General features: G+C 62.9%; 12 protein-coding genes. 4 read left to right on the top strand and 8 right to left on the bottom strand.

Going from position 1 to position 14,569, the window contains the following annotated elements; all coding sequences use genetic code 11:
• Nucleotides 1–8: 8 nt before the first annotated feature.
• Together Q3Y64_RS12510 and pepN are read right to left on the bottom strand one after the other, a co-directional pair.
• Nucleotides 9–263: a hypothetical protein gene (locus Q3Y64_RS12510; protein ID WP_368506654.1), complete on the bottom strand. Its 255-nt coding sequence runs from the start codon at nucleotides 261–263 to the stop codon at nucleotides 9–11.
• Between the two features lie 5 nt (nucleotides 264–268).
• The gene (gene pepN, locus Q3Y64_RS12505) at nucleotides 269–2,947 is read right to left on the bottom strand and encodes an aminopeptidase N (RefSeq protein WP_303562322.1); all 2,679 of its coding nucleotides are present in this window, start codon (nucleotides 2,945–2,947) and stop codon (nucleotides 269–271) included.
• A 201-nt stretch (nucleotides 2,948–3,148) separates the two neighbouring features.
• Here pepN and Q3Y64_RS12500 point away from each other — a divergent pair, with 201 nt between their 5' ends.
• On the top strand, nucleotides 3,149–3,562 hold the full coding sequence (locus Q3Y64_RS12500; protein ID WP_101940912.1) for a hemerythrin domain-containing protein: 414 nt from the start codon (nucleotides 3,149–3,151) through the stop codon (nucleotides 3,560–3,562).
• 66 nt (nucleotides 3,563–3,628) lie between these two features.
• Here Q3Y64_RS12500 and Q3Y64_RS12495 read toward each other — a convergent pair whose 3' ends face one another.
• The 3 genes from Q3Y64_RS12495 to Q3Y64_RS12485 all read right to left on the bottom strand — a co-directional run bounded on the left by Q3Y64_RS12495 (nucleotide 3,629) and on the right by Q3Y64_RS12485 (nucleotide 7,396).
• Complete coding sequence (locus Q3Y64_RS12495; protein ID WP_303562319.1) at nucleotides 3,629–4,672, bottom strand: sugar kinase; 1,044 nt, start codon at nucleotides 4,670–4,672, stop codon at nucleotides 3,629–3,631.
• A gap of 95 nt (nucleotides 4,673–4,767) precedes the next feature.
• Nucleotides 4,768–5,961, bottom strand: coding sequence for an acetate/propionate family kinase (locus tag Q3Y64_RS12490; RefSeq protein WP_303562317.1), 1,194 nt, complete (start codon nucleotides 5,959–5,961; stop codon nucleotides 4,768–4,770).
• A 16-nt stretch (nucleotides 5,962–5,977) separates the two neighbouring features.
• The gene (locus Q3Y64_RS12485; RefSeq protein WP_303562316.1) at nucleotides 5,978–7,396 is read right to left on the bottom strand and encodes a bifunctional enoyl-CoA hydratase/phosphate acetyltransferase; all 1,419 of its coding nucleotides are present in this window, start codon (nucleotides 7,394–7,396) and stop codon (nucleotides 5,978–5,980) included.
• A 169-nt stretch (nucleotides 7,397–7,565) separates the two neighbouring features.
• Here Q3Y64_RS12485 and glmU point away from each other — a divergent pair, with 169 nt between their 5' ends.
• A complete protein-coding gene (gene glmU, locus Q3Y64_RS12480) occupies nucleotides 7,566–8,930 on the top strand; it encodes a bifunctional UDP-N-acetylglucosamine diphosphorylase/glucosamine-1-phosphate N-acetyltransferase GlmU (protein ID WP_303562314.1) in 1,365 nt (454 codons plus the stop codon).
• Here glmU and Q3Y64_RS12475 read toward each other — a convergent pair whose 3' ends face one another.
• From Q3Y64_RS12475 to Q3Y64_RS12465, 3 genes are all read right to left on the bottom strand, one after another.
• Nucleotides 8,931–9,377, bottom strand: a complete 447-nt coding sequence (locus tag Q3Y64_RS12475) for a ribonuclease HI family protein (RefSeq protein WP_303562312.1) — start codon at nucleotides 9,375–9,377, stop codon at nucleotides 8,931–8,933.
• 61 nt (nucleotides 9,378–9,438) lie between these two features.
• Entirely contained in the window at nucleotides 9,439–10,992 is a 1,554-nt protein-coding gene (locus tag Q3Y64_RS12470) for a response regulator (protein ID WP_303562310.1), read from the bottom strand.
• Entirely contained in the window at nucleotides 10,989–12,524 is a 1,536-nt protein-coding gene (locus Q3Y64_RS12465; RefSeq protein ID WP_303562308.1) for an ATP-binding protein, read from the bottom strand. Before Q3Y64_RS12465 ends, Q3Y64_RS12470 begins: the two co-directional genes overlap by 4 nt.
• Nucleotides 12,525–12,833: 309 nt before the next feature.
• Between Q3Y64_RS12465 and Q3Y64_RS12460 the strand changes: the two genes are divergently transcribed.
• Both Q3Y64_RS12460 and Q3Y64_RS12455 read left to right on the top strand, forming a co-directional pair.
• Nucleotides 12,834–14,000: a glycosyltransferase gene (locus tag Q3Y64_RS12460; protein ID WP_303562306.1), complete on the top strand. Its 1,167-nt coding sequence runs from the start codon at nucleotides 12,834–12,836 to the stop codon at nucleotides 13,998–14,000.
• Nucleotides 14,001–14,038: 38 nt separating this feature from the next.
• Nucleotides 14,039–14,542 carry a putative toxin-antitoxin system toxin component, PIN family gene (locus Q3Y64_RS12455; protein ID WP_303562304.1) on the top strand — a complete coding sequence of 168 codons (504 nt, stop codon included), beginning with the start codon at nucleotides 14,039–14,041 and terminating at the stop codon, nucleotides 14,540–14,542.
• The last annotated feature ends 27 nt before the right edge of the window (nucleotides 14,543–14,569 follow it).

Genomic DNA, 14,569 nt, shown 5'->3' with positions numbered 1-14,569 from the left:
GGCGCTGGCTACAGCCCCTGGCCGGATAGGCTGACGGCCGCGTCGGCGGCAAAGCTCACCGCGATGAAGTGCTTGTCGTCGCCCCAGCGGCACTGCTTCAGCAGCAGGACTTCGCTGCACTGGCCGGGCTGGCCGAGGATGGCACTGATCTCGGCGAGGCTCATGCCGGCATGCAGCTTGGCGTAGTTGTCCGCCGTGATCTTGCTGCAAGCGGCCAGAAGCAGGATGGCGCCAAGCAGGCAAAGCGTCCTGTTCATGTTCATTCTCCTCATTCCAGTGCCTTGCCGACGACTTCGGCCACGTCGCTGGACAGGCCGTCGTGGGCGCGAACCCGTTCGAGCTGGGTGCGGGCTTGGTGCTGGCGCTGAGCGTCGAACTTCTTCCAGCGATCGAAGCAGCGCGCGATGCGCGAGGCGACTTGCGGGTTGAGTGCATCGAGCTGCAGGATCACGTCGGCGGCGAGCTGGTAGCCGCTGCCATCAGCGGCGTGGAAGTGCTTCGGGTTGGCGGCGCAGAAGGCGCGCACCAGCGAGTACACCTTGTTCGGGTTGCGGATGTCGAAGGCTTCATGGGCCATCAGGGCGCGCACATCCTGCGTGGTGCCGGGCAGGCGCGAGGTGGCCTGCACCTGCAGCCATTTGTCGACCACCAGCGCCTCATCGCGCCACTTTGAGTAAAAGCTGTCGAGCAGCACGTGGCGCGCCGGGATGTCTAGATTAGCCACGGCGGCGAGCGCGGCGATGCTGTCCGTCATGTTGCCGGCCTGCTCGAAATGGCCGATCACCAGCGCCTGCGCGCCCGGCTCGTCCAGTTCGGCCAGATAGCCGAGGCAGGCGTTGCGCAGGGCGCGTTTGCCGGCTTGCTCGCCCTCGGGTGAGTAGGGCGCGTCAATCTTCAGCTCCAGATACGCGGCAAGCAGGGCTTCGCGCAGTTCGCGCGCCAGGGTGCGGCGCAGGGAGAGGCGGGCGGCGTGAAGCGCATCCGGATCGACCACTTCCATCTGTTCAGCGAGCACGTTTTCGGACGGCAGCATCAGGGCTTCAGCGACCAGCGCCGGATCGCCGCCTTCGACAAATGCCGCACCGAGCAGGCGCGCCATGGCATGGATGTAATCCAGCGGGATCCAGTCGGTGCCGCTGTGACCTTGCTGCACCGCTTTCGCACCCGCGAGCAGGATCTCGGTGGCGAGGCGCTGGCCAGCTTCCCAGCGATTGACGGCGTCACCGTCATAAGCCATCAGGTGCACCAGTTGTGCTGTGGTGTAGGGATAGTCCAGCAGTACCGGCGCTGAGAAACCGCGCAGCAGTGAGGGCACGGGTTCGGCTGCTACGTTTTCGAACACGAAGCTCTGCTTGGTGTCGCGCAGCTGCAGAGTGCGTTGGGTGCCGGCCGGTGCCGCTTCGCCCGCCAGTTGCAGCGGCAGGGCGTGCCCATCGGCATCCAGCAGGCCCAGCACGATGGGCAGGTGATAAGGCCCGCGCGGCAGGGCGAGGCCTTCCTTCTCCAAGCGGGCTTCGTAAGGCGTAGGCGCGAATTGCTGCTCGACATGCAAGGTGTAGCGGCGCGCAGCGGCATCGAATTCGCTGCGCACGACGAGGCGCGGCGTGCCGGCCTGCGAGTACCAGCGCTTGAATTGGGCGAGGTCCAGCCCGGAAGCATCCTGCATGGCCGCGACGAAGTCCTCGCAAGTCACGGCCTGACCATCGTGGCGGGCGAAGTACAGATCCATGCCCTTGCGAAAGGCTTCCTTGCCGATCAGGGTGTGGATCATGCGGATCACTTCCGCGCCTTTTTCATACACCGTGGCGGTGTAGAAATTGTTGATCTCGGCGTAGCTCTCCGGGCGGATCGGGTGGGCCATGGGGCCTGCGTCTTCCGGGAACTGTGCGGCGCGCAGGGTGCGCACTTCCTGAATGCGCGTCACGCCAGCCGAGTGTACGTCCATGCCGAACTGCTGGTCGCGGAAAACGGTGAGGCCTTCCTTGAGCGAGAGCTGGAACCAGTCCCGGCAGGTCACGCGGTTGCCGGTCCAGTTGTGGAAATACTCGTGGGCGACCACGCGGTCGATGTTCTGGTAATCGGTGTCGGTGGCGGTGTCCGGGCGGGCCAGCACGTACTTGGTGTTGAAGATGTTGAGGCCCTTGTTCTCCATCGCGCCCATATTGAAATCGCCCACTGCGACGATCATGTAATGGTCCAGATCCATCTCCAGACCGAACACGTCCTCGTCCCACTTCATCGATTTCTTCAGCGCGGCAATCGCGTGATCGCATTGATCCAGCTTGCCCGGCTCCACATACACGGCGCAGCGCACGCGGCGGCCGGAGGTGGTGGTGTAGAAGTCTTCCAGCACATCGAGCTTGGCGGCCACGCAGGCGAACAGATAGGCCGGCTTGGCGAAGGGGTCTTCCCAGGTGGCCCAGTGGCGGCCACCCTCCTCGTCGCCACTGGCGACCGGGTTGCCGTTGGCGAGCAGGACCGGGAAGCTTGTCTTGTCGGCAGAGAGTCGGCAGACGAACTTGGCCATCACGTCCGGGCGGTCCGGGTAATAGGTGATGCGGCGGAAGCCCTGCGCCTCGCACTGGGTGAAGTAGCCGTCTTTCGAGCGATACAGGCCGGAAAGCTGGGTATTCTGGTCCGGCGCGATCCGCACCACGCTTTCGAGCACGCACACGTCCGGCAGATCAGTGATCCACAGCTTGTCGCCCTCGATGCGATAGCGTTCTGCCGGCAGCGCCACGCCGTCCACGCGTAGTGCCTCGAGTTCCAGCTCCTCGCCGTCGAGTTCCAGCGCGCTGGCACTGCCTGGCGCCTGGCGACGCAGGGCGAGGCGGGCCTGTACCCGCGTGAAGCCCGTGTGGATGGCGATATCCAGCGCCACCGTGTCGATCAGGAAGGCCGGCGGGGTGTAGTCCTTGAGGTAAATCGTAGCGGGCGTATCAGACATGGTTGTGGCGCGGCAGAAAGGGCAGAATGGCGAGTGTAACCGAGCTCCGTGCGTGCCCTGCGGCTGCATTTGCAGGACTGCGCGTTTCACGGGATTGACTGGAGTCAACGGGCTTGCAGGCAAGTTGTGATTAGCTGCGAAGACAAAAAATGCCTGCCGGCAGATCCCATACCCATATCAGCAGAGTAGAGAGACAGACTCATGAGAAAGCTTAGCCTTCGCCTCAAGCATCTGGCCCAGGAGCATCAGGCGGTGATGCATTTCGTTTCCGCGGTGCGTAGCGCCAGTCCTGAGAGCGAGGCGGACATCCCGGAAATTGCCCGCCGTGTGCGCCAGGTTTTTGTGTCGGATCTGGAGCCGCACTTCGTAGAGGAGGAGCGTTACGCCCTGCCGATGCTGCGCGAGGCAGGCTACGGGGCGCTGGCCGACGAGGTATTCGCCCAGCACGAGCAGATGCGGGCCATGGAGCGGGCACTGGATCATCCGAGCACCGAGATGCTGGTTGAGTTCGTGCACATGCTGGAAAAGCACGTTGAGCTGGAAGAGAACGAAGTGTGGGACGTGCTCGACGCCGAGCTTGAGAAGCAGGCTAACGCCAAGGCCGAAACGCCCTGATCCGGGCAGGGGCTGCAGGGAAAAAGGCCATCTCGAGAGATGGCCTTTTTGTTGGGCGAGGCGTGCTTAGCGCGAGATGCTTTCGCCACCCGTGCTTTGCATCAAGGCCACGACTTCTTCTGCTGAAACGAGGTTGAAGTCGCCATAGATGGTGTTCTTGAGTGTGCCGGCAGCGACGGCGAACTCCAGCGCCGAGGCGTCGTCACCGGGGTAGTTGATCAAGCCGTAGATCATGCCGGCCGCAAAGGCGTCGCCCACGCCGACGCAATCCACCACGTGTTCGATGGCGTGGGTGCGGGCCTTGATCATCTTGCCGTCGGCCCAGACTAGGCCGGTGAAGATGTGATGGTTGGCATCCAGGGTGTTGCGCAGCGCCAGGAACAGCTTCTTGTCGGCGCCTGCCTTGGCGCTGGTTGCTTCGAAGAAGCGCTGATAGCGATCCAGATCGATACTCTCCTCGGCGCTGCGCGCCTTGAAAGCCACTGGCTCAACGCCATACACCACCTTGTATTCGCTGCCGGTGCCGAAGAGTACGTCAGTCAGTGCCAGCATGGGCTGCATGATTTCCTGGGCAGACTTGCCGTATTGCCACAGGTTTTTGCGATAGTTCAGATCGCAGGACACCTTCAGGCCCATTTTGCGCGCCACTTCAATGGCTTCGCGGGTAGCGTCAGCGATGCCCTGGCTCAGGCCCGGGCCGATGCCTGACCAGTGAAACCAGGTGGCGCCCTGGAAGACCGTGTGCCAGTCGATCATGCCCGGCTGGAGGGTGGCGAAGGAGGAGTTGGCGCGGTCATACACCACTTTCGAGACGCGCTGGGAGGCCGGGTTTTCGTAGTAGTAGAGCCCCAGGCGTTCACCGCCGAAGACGATGTTGGCGGTTTCAATGCCGTGCGAGCGCAACTCGGCAAGGCAGGCGTCAGCGATGTCGTTTTTCGGGAAACGGGTTACGAACTCGCTTTTGAGGCCAAAGTGGGCCAGTGATACCGCACAGTTGGTTTCGCTGCCGCCGAAGGTGGCGGCGAACATGTTGGTCTGCGACAGCTTGAGATAGCCGGGTGGGGTGAGGCGCAGTAGCACCTCGCCGAACGTCACGATCTTGTGTTCCATGGTGAGCCTTTTTTTATGTAGGGGGAAAGCCGGTGCTACGGGTGCTGCAATGAAAAAGGCCATCCGGAGATGGCCTTTTCGATCCTGCCAAGGGCTTAGAGGCCCAGCAGCGAGGTGGTGTGGTGCGCGATCATCCATTCTTCGTTGGTCGGGATCACGGCGACGGCAATCTTGGAGTCAGCCGTGTGGATGCAGTGCGCCTTGCCGCGGACCTTGTTCAGTTCCGGATCCAGCTTGGCACCCATCCATTCGAGGTAGCCGATGACCTTGTTGCGCACGAACTGCGAGTTCTCACCGATACCGCCGGTGAACACCAGTGCCTCAAGGCCGCCGGCGGCCATCATCAGCGAGCCGATTTCGCGCGCTGCGCGGTAGCAGAACAGTTCCAGTGCTTCCTTGGCTTCCGGTGCATCGGAGGCTTCGAGGGTGCGCATGTCCTGGCTGATGCCGGAAACGCCCAGCAGACCCGATTCCTTGTACAGGAAGTTGGAGATTTCCTTCGGGCCGTAGCCGTGGCGGTCCATCATGTACAGCAGCACACCCGGGTCGATCGAGCCGGTGCGGGTGCCCATCATCAGGCCTTCGATGGCGGTGAAGCCCATCGAGGTGGCGACGCACTTGCCGTCACGCATGGCCGCCATCGAAGCGCCATTGCCCATGTGTGCCACGATCACACAGCCGTGAGCCTTGTCGCCGATCACTTCCGGCAGCTGGCGGGCGATGTAGTCGTAGGAGGAACCGTGGAAACCGTAGCGCTTGACGCCTTCGGCCGTGATCTTGCGCGGGATCGCGTAGGTCTGGGCTTGCCACGGCTGGGTGCGGTGGAAGGCAGTATCGAAACAGGCCACTTGCGGCAGGTTCGGGTATTTGGCGGCCAGTACACGGATCGGACGCAGGTTGTGCGGCTGATGCAGCGGGCCCAGCGGGATGAAGGTTTCGAGCACTTGGAACACTTCCGGGGTAACCACCACCGGGGCGCTGTACTTCTCGCCGCCTTGCAGTACGCGGTGACCGACTGCGGCCAGCTCGACCTTCTGTTCCTCAACCCAGTTGAGCAGGGTGGTCAGGGCCAGCTCCTGCTGGGCTTCCAGCTCGGTACCTTCCGGCGACTTGATGATGGTGTCGAGCAGCGTCTTGCCGTCGATATCCTTGGCCACGAACTGGGTGTTGGCGCCGATGCCGTCGATCTGACCGCGGAAGACCGAGGGAGCGTCCTTGACCAGGGGCAGATTGAATACGGCGAACTTGAGGCTCGAAGAGCCGGCGTTGATGATGAGGAGGGACTTCATTGTTTCTTTCTCCGACTTACAGGGTTGCCGCCGCGAGGCGGTGGGCTACTAGACGTTTGACGATGGCACAGGATGCGGCCCGGGCTTCTGCCTTGTCCGCACGGCTGGTCAGGACGATGGGCACACGGGCACCCACCACGACGCCAGCGAGCAGCGCGCCGGCGAGGTATTCGAGTTGTTTGGCAAGCATGTTGCCTGATTCCAGATCGGGCACCACGAGGATATCCGCATTGCCTGCGACTTCCGAGACGATGCCCTTGGTGCGGGCAGCGAAGGGCGACACGGCATTATCGAAGGCCAGCGGGCCGTCGAGCACACCGCCCTTGATCTGGCCGCGATCGGCCATCTTGCACAGGGCGGCGGCAATCAACGTGGAGGGAATCTTCGGGTTGATGGTTTCCACGGCAGAGAGCAGGGCTACGCGTGGTTTGGCAATCCCGATGGCGTGGGCCACGTCGATCACGTTCTGCACGATGTCGACCATGTCGGCCAGCTCGGGCTGGATGTTGATGGCGGCATCCGAAATCAGCAGCGGGCGAGGATAGCGCGGGACGTCGGCGAAGAAAACATGGCTGATACGGCGTGCGGTGCGGATGCCGGTGAGTTTGTTGACCACCTGGCTCATCAGCTCATCGGTATGCAGGCTGCCCTTCATGAGCGCGTCGACTTCGCCGGCCCGCGCCAGAGCAACGGCGCGCTCGGCCGACTCCAGGCTGTGTTCGGTATTGATGATCGTGCAGCCGTCCAGGCTTTGGTCGATCTGTTCGGCAGCCTTGCGGATCTTGGCTTCCGGGCCGATCAGCCAAGGCACGATGAGGCCTTCGTGCATGGCTTGCAGAGCGCCCTTGAGCGACTCGGCATCACAGGGGTGGGCCACCGCCACCTTGATGGCTGGCAGGCCGGCGCTCTGGGCCAGCAACTCGTCGTAGCGGCGCTGCTGGTCTGTGATGGTGACTTCCGGCAGGGCTGCGCGCGAGCGGCGGATCTTTTGAGTGGGGGCGGCTACCGTGGCCTCACCTTCGACCACCAGTTCGTCATCCTGATTGGTGACCTTGCAGGCGATGATCAGCTGCTTCTTGTCCGCATTCTTTTCGGCGCAGCTGAGCTTTACCGTGAGGGTGTCGCCGATATGCACCAGGCCCTTGAAACGCAGGTTCTGCCCGACATAGACCGTGCCTGGCCCCGGGAACTTGTTGCCGAGGAGCGCCGAGATGATGGCGCCGGAGAGCATGCCGTGGGCGGTCACTTCGCCGGAGGGGCTGTCCTTGGCGTACTGATCGTCAAGGTGAGAGGGGTTCACGTCACCCGACACGATAGCGAAGAGCTGGATGTCTTCACGACACACGGTACGCGAGAGGGTGGCGCTGTCGCCGACCTTGATCTCGTCGTAAGTGATGTTCTCCAGTGTTTCGAGCGGTGTATTGGTGCTATCCATGAGCTTCGTCCTCTTGCATCAATGTTAACTATCGAGACCTGCCCTTTTGGTGACGATCATCAAATCGTCCGCGGAATCTTGCCGCGCTGCCGCAAAAGAGGGCGCAAAGCGGCCGATGCTAGAATTCCGCCCTTCCTTTTCGCTACTGCGCGCACGCGCTTTCCGAACCATGCAAATCACGATTCTGGCCGCCGGACAAGGCAAACGCATGAATTCACGCCTGCCCAAGGTGCTGCAGCCGATTGCCGGCCAGCCCATGCTCGGGCATGTGCTGGCGACCTCGCGTTCGCTCGGGCCCCGGGCGCTGTGCGTGGTGTACGGCCATGGCGGTGATCAGGTACGGGCTGCGCTGACTGCGCCCGATATCCTGTGGGCAGAGCAGGCGCAGCAACTGGGCACCGGTCACGCTGTGCAACAAGCCATGCCCTTGCTGGGCGACGAAGGTGCGGTGCTGGTGCTCTATGGCGACGTGCCGCTGATCCGGGCCAACACCCTGCAGGCGTTGGTGGACGCGGCGGGGAGCTCCCGCGTGGCCTTGCTGACGGTGACACTGGCCAACCCCAAGGGCTATGGCCGCATCGTGCGTGACGTGAATGACCGCGTCGTTTCCATCGTAGAGGAGAAAGATGCCTCTGCGGCCGAAAAGGCCATCAGGGAAGTCAATACCGGCATCCTGTGTGCGCCCACCGCCATGCTGCGTGGCTGGCTGGGCCGCCTCCAGAATAATAATGCTCAGGGCGAGTATTACCTGACCGACGTGATTGCCATGGCCGTGGCTGATGGCGTTGAGGTCGTTGCCCAGCAACCCGAGCACGAGTGGGAAGTGCTCGGCGTGAACAACAAGGCCCAGCTCGCGGAGCTGGAGCGCATCCATCAGCGCAATCAGGCCGATGCCCTGCTCGAAGCCGGCGTGACCCTGCTGGACCCGGCGCGCATCGACATCCGCGGTGAGCTGGTGTGCGGTCGCGATGTGGAGATCGACGTGGGTTGCGTGTTCGAAGGCCGCGTGGAGCTGGCTGACGGTGTGCGCGTAGGGGCGCATTGCGTGCTGAGGGACGTGACGGTGGGGGCTGGCAGCGTCATCAAACCTTTCTGCCATTTCGAGGAGGCGGTGATCGGTGCGGCCGGGGTGCTCGGCCCCTATGCGCGCCTGCGCCCTGGCACGGTGCTGGCAGAGGATGTGCACGTCGGCAACTTCGTGGAGATCAAGAACAGCCAGATTGCCGCGCAGTCCAAAGCCAATCATCTGGCCTATGTGGGGGATGCGACGGTGGGCAGCCGGGTGAATATTGGCGCTGGCGTGATTACCTGCAACTACGATGGCGCCAACAAGTTCCGTACCGTGATCGAAGACGATGCTTTCATCGGCTCCGACAGCCAGCTGGTGGCGCCGGTCACGGTGGGCAAGGGCGCGACCATTGCGGCGGGCACCACCCTGACCCAGAACGCTCCCGCGGATGCGCTGACGATCGGTCGCGCCCGCCAGCTGAGTTTTACTGGCTGGGTGCGGCCGGTGAAGAAGAAGCCGGCCTGATCAGCGCTTGCGGCGCGCCGGTTTGGCTGGTGCGCGTGGCGGCAAGCCCAGTGCGGCACGTGCTAGCTGGTCGGCTGCGGTGTTGCGATGCTGAGGCAGCCAGCGCAATTCCAGGTGGCTGAACTCGGCGCCAAGCTGCCGGATCTCGGCAAAGAGCGGCGCCAGGCGTGCCGCTTCGGTGGTTTCGGCGTCCTGAGCGAGGCGCACCACCACGTCGCTGTCGCACTGCACTTGCAGATGTGCTGCGCCGAGCGCGCGTGCCAGTTTGAGGGTGGCGAGCAGAGCACGGGCTTCGGCTTCGTTGTTGCAGCCGGTGTGGGGGCTACGCTCGGAGAGTTCATGACGGCCGCCCTGCGGCCCCAGCAAGATGGCGCCGAGGCCGATATGGCCTGGGTTGGGGCGGGCGCAGCCATCGCACCAGGCCTGCCAGAGAAAGTCTTCATTCATCGCTGGATGATACGGGCTTGTGTCCGGCGGCGGCGACTTGGGCGGTTCTGCCTCGCGGGGCTCATCCTTCTGGCGGGAGGCTTGCTTCCGCAATCATGTGTGCGAATACCCCCTGATCGAGCAAGCCCAAGAAGGCGTCAACGACCTGTGGGTCGAACTGGATATCGCGGCCGGCGAGAATCTCGGCGCGGGCTTCGGGCAGTGGCCAGGGGGTTTTGTAGGGGCGATGGCTGACCAGCGCATCGAAGACGTCGACCACGCTGACGATGCGTACCGCGAGCGGTAGCTCAGCGGAGCGAATGCCAGCCGGGTAACCCAGGCCATCCCAGCGTTCGTGGTGACTGGTGGCGATGCTGCGGGCGAGGCCGAGTGCCTTGTCGTGGCCGAGGATGCTGCCGCCGATGCTGGCGTGGTGCTGCATGATGCGAACTTCCTCCGGGTCGAGTTTGCCGGGCTTGCCGAGGATGTCGTCTGGAATACCGATCTTGCCGACATCGTGCAGGCGGCTGGAGATGCCCATGTGCTCGGCTTCGGCACGCGAGCAGCCCATCGCCAGTGCGACTTTCTCGGTATAGGTGGCGATGCGTTCGATGTGGCGGCCGGTGGTCTTGTCCTTGAACTCGGCGATTTCGGCCAGCATGTCGATGGCGTAGCGGAAGGCGTTGGCGAGATCGATGTGCAGGCGCAGGTTTTCGAGCGATTGCGCGCTTTGCTGGGCGGTGAGGCGGATCAGGCGTTTGTCGTCATCGGAGAGCGGCAGGGTGGGTTCGATGTAGATGTAGCCCTCGGCCTGACCATGGATCACGATCGGGATGATGAAGGCGTTGCCGGGCAGATCCGTGGGATCCTGCCCGGCGAGCACGGCCTTGCGGCATTGTTCATGAATGGCAAGGAAGCGCCCGCTGGCGATGAAGGGGGCGGTACCGGCATGCACCGCCTGCTCGCCGCTTTCCACCGTGGCGATCACGCCCTCGATGGTGGAGATGAAGGAGTCCGGTGAGAGGTGGCAGAGACCGACGACTTGGGTCAGCACGCCGGAGAAGAACTCCTGCAGTGAGACGTTGGCCAGGCGGTAGATGTCCGGCGCGGCCTGTAGCAATCGCTCCAGGCCGAGACGGTTGATGTCGATGGCGCAGAGGTCGCGATAGGATTTGAGGGCGCTGCGCACCGTGGTGTAGAGGCGGGTGGTGGTGAGCTCGGTCTTGTCCTTGTAGTCGTCGATGTCGTAGTGGTCGATCACATAGCGTTCGGGGGCGGCTCCGGGCTGGCCGGTGCGGATCACCAGGCGAATGAGCTTGTTGCCGAGTTCGTTGCGGATCTTCTCGACCAGGCGCAGCCCTGCATCCTCGGTTTCCATCACCACGTCCACCAGCGCCACGGCGATGTCCGGATGTTCGGCGAGACGCTGCAGGGCCTCACTGGCAGAGCTGGCTTCGATGAATTCGAGCGGCCGCTCGGCGAAGGTGAAATTACGCAGGCCGAGGCGGGTTACGGCGCGTACGTCCGGTTCGTCATCCACGACCAGCAGCTTCCAGGTGTAGAGCGGCTTGGCTGTCGGGCTGGCGGGCGTGGCGCGTTCGGCTTCGAACTGGATGGCATCCTTGATGATTCTCATGGTGTCTCGCCCGAAGGTGCGGTGGGGGTGTGCTGGGGCAGGCGGATCAAAAAGTGGGTGCCGGCGCCGGGCAGGCTGTCACAGCGAATGCTGCCGCCCAGACGCTCGGTGACCAGGCTGTAGCAGATGTAGAGACCGAGACCGGTGCCGCCCTGAGCCTGACGGGTGGTGAAGAAGGGCTCGAAGATGCGGCGCTGGACTGCGGGGGACATGCCTTTGCCGTCGTCGGCGTAGCTGATGAGGATTTGTCCGGCGCCGTCGCTGTCGATCGCGATGCGGATGTGGCCATCGCTTCGTTCGGGCCCGAAGGCGTGGGTGACGCTATTGATGATCAGATTGGTGAAGATCTGGTCGAGCAGGCCCGGGACACTGGTCATGGCGAGTTCTGGTGGGCAATCAAGCTCGATGCGGGCGGTTTTCTTATATACGTTGCTCAGGGTCTGCAGCACCTCGTCAACGATCTCGCGCAGCTTGAAGCTGCGGATGTCTTCACGTTCGATGTCGGTGGATGAGCGCTTGAAGCCGCTGACCAGATTGGCGGCCCGGCGCAGGTTGGACTGGGCGAGTTGGCCGCTTTCACGCATGTCGGTGAGCAGGGCGCGGATCTCCTGCTCCGGCACCTCCTCGCGCTGGAGCAGGTGGCCGAAGTCGTCGAGGCAATGTTCATGGTGCGAGAGGGCGCTGATCGCCACCCCCAGCGGGGTGTTCAGCTCATGAGAGAAGCCGGACACCAGACGCCCCATCGAGGCCATTTTTTCGGCCTGCATGAGGCCTGACATGGCCTGTTCGGTCTGCGCCCAGCGTTTTGCCAGCGACCGATGTGCCAGCAGACTGCCACCCGCCAGTAGCAGGAAGACCAGGGCGTGCAGCAGGCTGCTGTGGATGATCTGGTTGCGCGTGGCGGAGTCCTGCCAAGGTTGGCTGATGCTGATGCCGCCGCGCACATCGCCTATGGCATAGCCTTGGTGAGCGTGGCAGCCCAGACAGGTTTTATCGACAAACAGTGGCGCTATGAACCGGAATTCTTTTCCTTCATTTGCGCGTTCTACGACCTCCCCGACTTCAAGTTCGCCCTGCTCAAGGCGCGCAAGGCTTTGTTTTTCCCAGCTGTCCGGGCTGTTCTCCGGGCGAAGGACACGCAATGAAGTCATGTGGATTTTCAGCGTGCCTTGCAGGCTAGCCTGATGAGCAATCTGGCGAGTCATGTAGGCAGGGTTGATCTGGGTGAGCGACAGTTTGTCGGTGTGCAGATCGCGGCTAGGGCTGAACAGGAAGGGATTGGGCGGATTCTGCTCACTGGCGGGAACATATACGCCTCCGCTTGAGGCGTTCCAGGCGCGTGCCGCTACGATGGTGCGAAACACGTTGCGTGCGCCTTCCAGCATCAAGTCATGCGCGTGCTGTTGGATGCGGCTGATGCTCAGCGCCAGCGATACCGCGACCAGCAAGGTCCAGACGGCCAGCAGTACGCTCAGCTGACGCAGGCTGGCGGGGGGGTGAAGCGGGGCGGAAGAGGCCGGGGGCTGAGGCATGTTGGGGAGTCCGGGCTGACTGTCAGGTCTACGGCGCCGGTGTGTGGTGCTGGAGCTGTACTTGCGGGCTTTATGGGGATCGGGAACACGGCATCTGGGGGGGTGACGGGTATCGAAAAATGGTGAAATTTTTCTCAAGAATTCGGGGCGTGCGCCGATAGCGCTGCCATGGTTTGTGCGATGCACAAACCACTCCCCCGAAAAGAGAAAATCATGTTGCCCCTTCCTTCTTTCCCGCAGCTGACTTTCCGGCATCAGCAGAGCCACTCGGGCCGGGCTACAGAGATAGCCGGCCGTCGGCAGCAAGCAGTGCATCAAACACTTGCCGGGGATGGCCCTTCGCGGCGCATCGGCCTGCTGATCGATTCCCTGATAGGTGGTGGGGCCGAACGCGTGGTGCTGAACCTGGCAGAAGGCTTTCGCCGGCAAGGGCATGAGGTGCATATCATCCTTGCGCATGATCAGATCCAGCATCGCGTGCCCGATGGGGTCCGGCTGCATGCGTTAGCCCCTGCCGGAAGGCTGAACCCCATCCGGGCGCTGGAAAAACTCATGCTGGCCTGGCGCCTGCGGCGCTGCGTGGCAGAGATCGAGGCAGATGGCCGCCGCTTCGATTTCTTCATCTCGAATGCCGAGGATGCCGACCGGATTTCGCGTCTGGCTTGCCTGCCGCATGTGTATATCCGCTATCGCAACTCCATGGTGGAGTACCTGCGAGGAAAGATCGGCGACAAGGCCGGGCTGAAGCGCCTGTTCCGCACGCTCAAATGGCGTATCCGCTTTCATCTGACCTATGGCGGGCGCGACATCATTACGGTGTCCGATGCGCTGCAGCGCGATATCGTCGATGAAGTGGGTGTGCACCCGCACTCGATCCGGACCATCTACAACCCCTTTGATTTTGAGGCGATCCGGCAGTTGGCCCGCGAGTACCAGCCACCCGTCGATGGTCCCTACATCGTGTATGCCGCGCGTTTTTCCGCCCGCAAGCGGCAGGATCTGCTCCTGCGCGCCTTTTGCGACAGCCATGCCTGCCAGAGCCACAAGTTGGTGCTGATCGGCGATGCCTACACGGAGGCGGAAAAAAACTGGCGTGAGCAGATTGCGCTGCAGGTCGCGAGTCTGGGCCTGCAGGACAAGGTATTGCTGCCCGGCTTCCAGACCAATCCTTACCCGTGGATCAAGCACGCTGCACTCTTTGCCATGTCTTCCGATAGTGAAGGCCTGCCCACCGTCTTGATTGAATCCCTGATTCTGGGCACCCCGGTGGTGAGTACTGATTGCCCGACCGGGCCGAGTGAAATTCTCACCGGGCGACTGTCGCCTTTCCTGTGTGCGCGCAACGATCACCTGGCGCTGGCCGTCCGCATCGATGAAGCGCTTGCTCACTATCCGCATGTGGGTGACAGGGAGCTGGCGCGATTCTCGGCGGAAAACTCGATCCGTCAGTATCTGGCGCATTGCGCTGAGGCCTGATTGAAGGGGCTGTCCGGAGCGCGTAGTAAGATCCGGGCATGCCCTTTTCTTTGCCTTCCTCCCACCGGCTGCGCGTGGTACTCGATACCAACGTGGTGATGGCCCTGTGGCACTTCCGTGATCCGGCTCTCGCCACCTTGGCTGACTGGGTTGGAACCAGCGCTGTCGAGTTGCTCACGCGTGCCGACTGCCTCGATGAACTGGCGCGCGTGCTGGCTTATGTCCAGTTCCGCATTGAGCCTGCACAGCGTGCGCAGATTTACGCGACTTACGCTCAGGCAGCCCGTTGCCTGCCGGAGGCGGATGACACGCGTCTGGCAGAGCTCGACGCACTGCCGCGCTGCAAGGACCGCGATGACCAGAAGTTCCTTGCCCTGGCCTGGCTGGGTGAGGCTGACCTGCTTCTGACGCGCGACAAGCTGCTGCTCAAGCTCGCCCGCAAATCGCCCTTTCGCGAGCGCCTGAGGATCCTCACGCCGGAGCTCTGGCAGCGCGAGCTGCTGGCTGCAGAGGCGCTTGCCCTTTCGGGCGGAGAGTCCTGAAAAGCCCTTCCTGCCTGCGTTTAGAAC

This window comes from Uliginosibacterium sp. 31-12, from assembly GCF_030548425.1.
Classification (GTDB): domain Bacteria; phylum Pseudomonadota; class Gammaproteobacteria; order Burkholderiales; family Rhodocyclaceae; genus Uliginosibacterium; species Uliginosibacterium aquaticum.
Note: the sequence above shows the minus strand (reverse complement) of the source record. Positions and strands in the feature narration are given on the sequence as shown.

Excerpts from the sequence above, each read along its gene's own strand:
- pepN (WP_303562322.1), bottom strand. The coding sequence starts at position 2,947 with ATGTCTGATACGCCCGCTACGATTTACCTCAAGGACTACACCCCGCCG.
- Q3Y64_RS12470 (WP_303562310.1), bottom strand. The coding sequence starts at position 10,992 with ATGAGAATCATCAAGGATGCCATCCAGTTCGAAGCCGAACGCGCCACG.
- Q3Y64_RS12455 (WP_303562304.1), top strand. The coding sequence starts at position 14,039 with ATGCCCTTTTCTTTGCCTTCCTCCCACCGGCTGCGCGTGGTACTCGAT.
- Q3Y64_RS12475 (WP_303562312.1), bottom strand. The coding sequence starts at position 9,377 with ATGAATGAAGACTTTCTCTGGCAGGCCTGGTGCGATGGCTGCGCCCGC.
- Q3Y64_RS12465 (WP_303562308.1), bottom strand. The coding sequence starts at position 12,524 with ATGCCTCAGCCCCCGGCCTCTTCCGCCCCGCTTCACCCCCCCGCCAGC.
- Q3Y64_RS12495 (WP_303562319.1), bottom strand. The coding sequence starts at position 4,672 with ATGGAACACAAGATCGTGACGTTCGGCGAGGTGCTACTGCGCCTCACC.
- Q3Y64_RS12490 (WP_303562317.1), bottom strand. The coding sequence starts at position 5,961 with ATGAAGTCCCTCCTCATCATCAACGCCGGCTCTTCGAGCCTCAAGTTC.
- Q3Y64_RS12510 (WP_368506654.1), bottom strand. The coding sequence starts at position 263 with ATGAACATGAACAGGACGCTTTGCCTGCTTGGCGCCATCCTGCTTCTG.
- Q3Y64_RS12500 (WP_101940912.1), top strand. The coding sequence starts at position 3,149 with ATGAGAAAGCTTAGCCTTCGCCTCAAGCATCTGGCCCAGGAGCATCAG.
- glmU (WP_303562314.1), top strand. The coding sequence starts at position 7,566 with ATGCAAATCACGATTCTGGCCGCCGGACAAGGCAAACGCATGAATTCA.
- Q3Y64_RS12485 (WP_303562316.1), bottom strand. The coding sequence starts at position 7,396 with ATGGATAGCACCAATACACCGCTCGAAACACTGGAGAACATCACTTAC.